1 protein-coding gene is annotated in these 1,854 nt (G+C 66.9%); it reads right to left on the reverse strand.

Annotated elements, in window-relative coordinates:
• Nucleotides 1-318 precede the first annotated feature (318 nt).
• The gene (locus ACFVWU_RS44855; RefSeq protein ID WP_387632498.1) at nt 319-1,665 is read right to left on the reverse strand and encodes a serine/threonine-protein kinase; all 1,347 of its coding nucleotides are present in this window, start codon (nt 1,663-1,665) and stop codon (nt 319-321) included.
• Nucleotides 1,666-1,854 lie beyond the last annotated feature (189 nt).

Consider the following 1,854-nt stretch of genomic DNA (forward strand, 5'->3'; position numbering starts at 1 on the left):
CATCGCCCTCGTCATGCTCTGCCTCGGCGGCAACCGCCCCACCCTGCCCCGACGCCAACTCACATGATCCGACCCACAGATCCAGCACAAGAGCCCGAAATGGGGAGGCTGAAAGACGGGCCGGACTCGAATGGATCGGCGCGCCGTTACCGCAGGTGGGCGGGCCGTCCCGATTGGATTGACGGGTGGGGGCGGAATCGACCGATTCGGCCCCCACGAGTCATTCGACTGGTCGGGGCCGACAACGGCCGTGCTGTCAATTTCCGAAGTCGCCTGCATGGATGTCCGAAGTCGTGTGCGTGATCACGAGCCGGTTGTTCATGTCGAGGAGCTCGAACTTGCCGCACGCCGGGTCTTGATGTCGCGGTAGCAGTACGCCGCGATGGTCGGGACGATCATCATGAGGTAGGGCCACCATATTGAGAGGCCATAAGAAAGATCATCCCACAAATTGATCACAGCCGTTACGAGCTGCACAGCGATGGCCGCCACGGCCACGTACCCCGTCCCGCGCGTCAGGCCTCTGGAGCGCGGTGTGAGTACTGTCGTGAACGCCCAGATGACCGCCAGTTCGACCAGAACCCCGAGCGCTGGCGGGCCGGCCAGTGAGGCGAGGAGGAGTAACCATAGGCATACCGGGCGGACGAACCGTGTCGCGCGGCCACGGCGTGCTGGGGTATGCGTCGATGCGGTGACCGGCCGTGGGGGGAGGCTACTTGCTCTGCGGGTGGGGGCCACGGGCGGGAGTGGGGTCGTCGCTGTCGTGGAGGGGGGTTGGGTGGCCCCTCCTGCTGGTGGCGCGGGGCCTCCGGCGGGTTCGGGTGTGCGGTCGAGGTGTCGTAGTGCCTGGGAGAGGTCGGTGGCGTTCGGGTAGCGCTGGTCGGGGTCCTTTTCCAGCAGCCTCAGCACGAGGTCGTCCCACGCGGAGGGGACGCCGGTGGATACCGAGCTGGGTGTGGGCGGTTCTTGGGTGAGGTGTGCCGAGAGGTATCCCAGGGTGTCGGGGGCCTGGAAGGGCAGCTGGCCTGTGATCAGCTCGAAGAGGAGGCAGCCGAGGGCGTACAGGTCGCTGCGCGGTTCTGGGAAGCCGCGTGCTTGTTCGGGCGCCATGTAGGGGGGTGTGCCCACGATGAAGCCGGTCTGGGTGAGGCGGTCTGCGGTCGCGTAGGGGTCGGCTGCCCTCGCGATGCCGAAGTCGAGGACTTTCACGGTGCCGGAAGGCGTGATGAGGATGTTGGACGGCTTGATGTCCCGGTGCATGATTCCGGCTGCGTGCGCCACAGCAAGCGCGTCAGATATCAGCGCGCCCCATCGGGCCGCGTCCACCAGGGTGACGACACCTCGGCGCAGCATCGTGTCCAGGCCATCGCCTCGGACCAGTTCCATCACCAGGAACGGGACCCGTTCGTTTCCCGCGCTGGTCTCGCCGAGGTCGTGGATGGTCACGATGTTGGGGTGCTGCAGTTGGGCGGTGATCCGTGCCTCGCGCAGGAATCTGGCGCGGGCCTCGTCGCCGCGGCTTCCGCCACCGGCGAGTAGGGAGATCACCTTGACCGCGACGTTCCGGCCCAGCGTCTCGTCCTGCGCCTCCCATACTTGCCCCATTCCGCCCTCGCCGAGCTGCCGCACCAACCGGTAGCGGTCCCCGAGGAGCTGGTCTCGCATCGTCACGCCTCCCCCGTTTCGAACATTCCTGTCCCTCCTGCTGCCGCACCGGCGCGATGGGGATCACGACGCGACCGCGAGGGCGGCATGCCCGTTACTGACCTCGGCGCTTCAAGGTGATGGCGGTGGGAGGTCTAGGGAGAGTCCGGTCCCGGTGAGGAAGCCGTCGAGGAGGTCGGAGCGGTACTG

Source organism: Kitasatospora sp. NPDC058190, from assembly GCF_042883685.1.
In the GTDB taxonomy this organism is placed as follows: Bacteria; Actinomycetota; Actinomycetes; order Streptomycetales; family Streptomycetaceae; genus Kitasatospora.

What these genes read in the sequence shown, in the direction of transcription:
- ACFVWU_RS44855 (WP_387632498.1), bottom strand. Translation starts at nt 1,665, where the DNA reads ATGCGAGACCAGCTCCTCGGGGACCGCTACCGGTTGGTGCGGCAGCTC.